At 70.9% G+C, this 4,021-nt stretch carries 5 protein-coding genes; 4 read left to right on the forward strand and 1 reads right to left on the reverse strand.

From position 1 onward, the window contains the following. The 3 genes from ACQKIP_RS41795 to ACQKIP_RS41805 all read left to right on the forward strand — a co-directional run. Positions 1-845: alanine racemase (locus tag ACQKIP_RS41795; RefSeq protein ID WP_427745399.1), on the forward strand; the 845-nt coding region annotated here is incomplete at its 5' end. A 73-nt stretch (positions 846-918) separates the two neighbouring features. Further along, the gene (locus tag ACQKIP_RS41800; RefSeq protein WP_365856635.1) at positions 919-1,887 is read left to right on the forward strand and encodes a pyridoxal-phosphate dependent enzyme; all 969 of its coding nucleotides are present in this window, start codon (positions 919-921) and stop codon (positions 1,885-1,887) included. A gap of 260 nt (positions 1,888-2,147) precedes the next feature. Further along, entirely contained in the window at positions 2,148-2,906 is a 759-nt protein-coding gene (locus ACQKIP_RS41805) for a L,D-transpeptidase family protein (RefSeq protein ID WP_365856637.1), read from the forward strand. Positions 2,907-2,924: 18 nt separating this feature from the next. Here ACQKIP_RS41805 and ACQKIP_RS41810 read toward each other — a convergent pair whose 3' ends face one another. After that, a complete protein-coding gene (locus tag ACQKIP_RS41810; protein ID WP_365856639.1) occupies positions 2,925-3,563 on the reverse strand; it encodes a TetR/AcrR family transcriptional regulator in 639 nt (212 codons plus the stop codon). Between the two features lie 67 nt (positions 3,564-3,630). Here ACQKIP_RS41810 and ACQKIP_RS41815 point away from each other — a divergent pair. Beyond that, a partial coding sequence (locus ACQKIP_RS41815) for an alcohol dehydrogenase catalytic domain-containing protein (protein ID WP_427745400.1) occupies positions 3,631-4,021 on the forward strand: 391 nt, incomplete at its 3' end.

Here is a 4,021-nt window from a genome sequence, read left to right on the forward strand (position 1 = left end):
GCGTGACCCTGCGCGTCCTGCTCGACAGCCGGGAACAGGCCCAGTCCGTCGCCGACGCAGCCCGTGCGGCGGGTCTCGTCATTCCCGCGCAGATCGAGATCGACTGCGACGGCCACCGCGGCGGCCTCAAGCCCGACGCGCCTGAACTCACCGGCATCGGCCGGACCCTGCACGAGGCCGGCTGCCTCGACGGCGTCCTGACCCACGCGGGCGAGTCCTACTTCGCGCAAACGCCGCAGGACATGCGCAAAGCGGCCCGGAACGAACGCGACAGCGCGGTCACCGCGGCGGAGCGCCTGCGCGCCGCCGGTCTGCCCGTCCGCACGGTCAGCGTGGGCTCCACGCCGACCGCCCATGCGGCAGACGACCTCACCGGGGTCACCGAGCTGCGCGCCGGCAACTACCTCTTCTTCGACCTGGTGATGGCAGGCCTGGGGGTCTGCCGGCTCGAAGACCTCGCCCTTTCGGTCGTCGTCACCGTCATCGGCCACCGTCCCGAGTACGGCTGGATCCTCACCGACGGCGGCTGGATGGCCATGTCCCGCGACCGCGGCACCGCCGCCCAGACCCTGGACCAGGGCTACGGCCTCGTCCTGGACCTGGCGGGAAACCCGATCCCGAACCTGGTCATGAGCGCGGCGAGCCAGGAGCACGGCACCCTGACCGCCCGCGACGGCGCCCCCCTGCCCGACCTGCCTGTCGGCACCCGGCTGCGCATCCTGCCCAACCACGCCTGCGCCACCGCGGCCCAGCACCGCGGCTACCACGTCATCGACAGCACGCAGCCCACCGGCTCCGAGCCCACCGCCGTCCAGGCCACGTGGCAGCGCATCACCGGCTGGTGACCTGCCGTCAGGACCGAGCCTTCGCCCCGCCGTCCGGCCCTTCTCCCATCCCCGACCCACGTGAGGACACCGCATGACTGCCGCCTTGCCCGTGACCTTCGACGACGTCCGTGCCGCTGCCGTACGCCTCCGGGGCGTCGTCCACCGCACTCCCGTCCTGACCTCGCGCACCCTCAACGCCCGTGTGGGCGCCGAGGTGTTCATCAAGTGCGAGAACTTCCAGCGAGCCGGCGCCTTCAAGTTGCGCGGTGCGTACAACGCCGCCGCACAGCTGCCCCCCGAGCAGCTGGCCAAGGGCATCGCCGCCTACTCCTCGGGCAATCACGCGCAGGCCACCGCACTGGCCGCCCGGGAGCTGGGCACCAGCGCCGTCATCCTGATGCCCGAGGACGCCCCGCAGTCGAAGACAGAGGCCACCGCCGGATACGGCGCGGAAATCGTCACCTACGACCGCTACACCCAGGACCGCGCCGCGCTCGGCGAGGCACTGGCCGCCGAGCGGGGTATGACGCTCATCCCTCCCTACGACCACCCGCACGTCATCGCGGGCCAGGGCACCGCCGCCCTCGAACTCCTGGAGGAAACCGGGGAACTGGACACCCTCATCGCTCCCGTCGGAGGCGGCGGTCTCATCGCCGGCAGCTCCATCACCGCCAAGACCCTGCACCCCGCGATCACCGTGGTCGGTGTCGAGCCCTCCACCGGTGATGACACCAAGCGCTCCCTCAAGGCGGGAGAGCGCGTCACCATCCCCGTGCCGCGAACGCTCGCCGACGGTCAGGCCATCTCCACCCCGGGCGAGATCACCTTCGCCGTCAACCAACAGCTCGTGGACGATGTCGCCCTGGTCGACGACGACGAGATCCGAGTGGCCATGCGCTACGCCTTCGAGCGCCTCAAGATCGTCCTCGAACCCAGCGGCGCCACCGCTCTGGCCGCACTCCTCGCGGGACGCATCGACAATCCCGGCGGGCGGATCGGGATCATCGCCTCCGGAGGAAACATCAACACGCAGCGGTTCACCGACGTGCTCAACGGCTGAGGGACGGCACCTTCCGGGTGCCGGGGGTGCAGCCAATCGCAGCAAAATCCGCGCGAAGGCGCCACGACGCAGCCTGCCCGGGGAAGGGAAGGGTGGACGACGAAAGAGGGAGCAGGAGAACAAGAGAGGGAGCAGGAGACACGAACGTTTGATCGGCAGCGTTTGCACAGCACCCGGCCGCACGGAACTTGCCGCCGCGTTCTCCGACGAACCGTCAGCCATGCCGGGCAGAGCACGGTGGCCCTCAAAGGACACAGATCATGCGCCCCACAGCCCATAGCCGATACCGGCGTACGTTTGCCTCCGCCGGTTGCCTCCTCCTGCTCGGATGCGCGAACACCCACACCGCCCCCGCGCCCGGACCGTCCGCCGCTTCCTCGCGCGTACCGTCCGACGGGCGTCCGCTGCACCACACGGACAGCGGTGCCGCGCTGCGCATTCCGGGCCTCGGACCGGCCACACAGGCCCAGATCGGGCCCGAGACACAGCAGGCCTTCGTGGTCACCGGCAAGCCGGATTCCGACACCGCCACCGCCGTGCTCTATACGCGGAAGCATCCCGCAGGTTGGCAGCGCACGGCAGGGCCCTGGCGGGCCCGCAACGCGGTGCTCGGCTGGACCGGCGCGCACCGTTCGGGAGATCTGCGCACCCCCATCGGCGTGTTCAGGATCGGCGACGCGGGCGGACTCCTGCCCAATCCGGGCACCCGGCTCCCGTACGACCAGGACGAGGAGTTCGACGAACCGGGGGTCGGCTACTACGGCGAGTCGCTTGCCGGCTCCTTCGACCACGTCGTGGCGATCGACTACAACCGGCGGTCGGGGGTCACGCCCCTGGACAAGGTGCGCCCGCTGGGGCTGGAGAAGGGCGGGGGAGTGTGGATCCACGTGGATCACGGAGGCCCCACCAAGGGCTGCATCGCCCTTCCGCGCCCTCAGATGAGCCAGCTGCTGCGCCACCTCGACCCGCGGCAACGGCCGGTCATCGCGATGGGGCCGGCGGCTGAACTCCGCCGCTGACCGGGGAAGACGACGCGTTCAGCCGTCCTGCGCCGCCAGGGCCGCGACCGCGGGAATGGCGGCGAAGGCGCCGTGCATGTGCCGGACGAGCGCCGCGCGGTCGCGCCGCGCGGCATCCGATGAGGTCCATGCCTCCAGTGCGCAGTGCCAGGCAGCCAGCATGAGGTCGAGCAGCAGACGCAGTTCCGTACGGCCCGGGGATGCGCCCGCCAGTTGGCCTGCCGTGATCCGGACGACGTCGGCCGAGACCTCCGAGCAGTGGCGCAGACTGTGTGCGGCCAGCGCGGGGGTACGGTCGGCCAGGCTGCGGCTGGCCAGGAAGCGCTGCTCCCAGCCGTCCGTCATCTGCTCCAGCGCCGCGAACAGGGTGTCCTTGTAGGCGCCGAGCAGGTGCTCGCCGGTCAGGGAGCGGGCCTCGATCCCGGTGAGGTAGGCCGCCCACAGCTCCTTCTCCGGGGCCAGGGCCACGTCTTCCTTCGAGGCGAAGGTCCGGAAGAAGGTCCGCTTGGAGACCTCCACCGCATCGACGATCTCATCCAGTGTGACCGCGGCGAAGTCCCGCGCGGTGAACAGTTCGAGGGCCGTGTCGACCAGGGCTTGACGGGTCCGCAGCTTCTTGCGCTCCCGCAGCGGCAGTTCCTTCAGATCCTTCTGCACAAGCGCAGCCTACCAACCGCGATTGCCTCTTGAAGGCTCATGCCACTCAGTGGCACTATTTTGCGGCATGAAGGCACTGACGATTGATCACTCAGCTCCCGGACACCTCGCGCTCACCACGGTCGCCGACCCCGAACCCGCCCCCCACCAGGCCCTGGTGCAGGTCCACTCCTTCTCCCTCAACGCCGGCGAGGTCCACCACGTGGTCCCCGAGGGCGACGCCGGTACGGTGCCCGGCTGGGACGCCGCGGGCGTCGTGGTCCGGGCGGCCGCCGACGGCTCCGGGCCCGCGGCCGGCACCCCCGTCGTCACCGTGGGACCCGAAGGCGCCTGGGCCGAACTCCGCGCCGTGGACACCGCCTTCATCGGCACCGTGCCCGAGGGGGCCGACCTCGGCCCGATCAGCACGCTGCCGGTCGCGGCGGGCACGGCCCTGCGCGCCCTGCACCGCATCGGAC

The organism is Streptomyces sp. NPDC059900, assembly GCF_050270335.1.
Classification (GTDB): Bacteria; Actinomycetota; Actinomycetes; order Streptomycetales; family Streptomycetaceae; genus Streptomyces.

What these genes read in the sequence shown, in the direction of transcription:
- ACQKIP_RS41805 (WP_365856637.1), top strand. Translation starts at nt 2,148, where the DNA reads ATGCGCCCCACAGCCCATAGCCGATACCGGCGTACGTTTGCCTCCGCC.
- ACQKIP_RS41800 (WP_365856635.1), top strand. Translation starts at nt 919, where the DNA reads ATGACTGCCGCCTTGCCCGTGACCTTCGACGACGTCCGTGCCGCTGCC.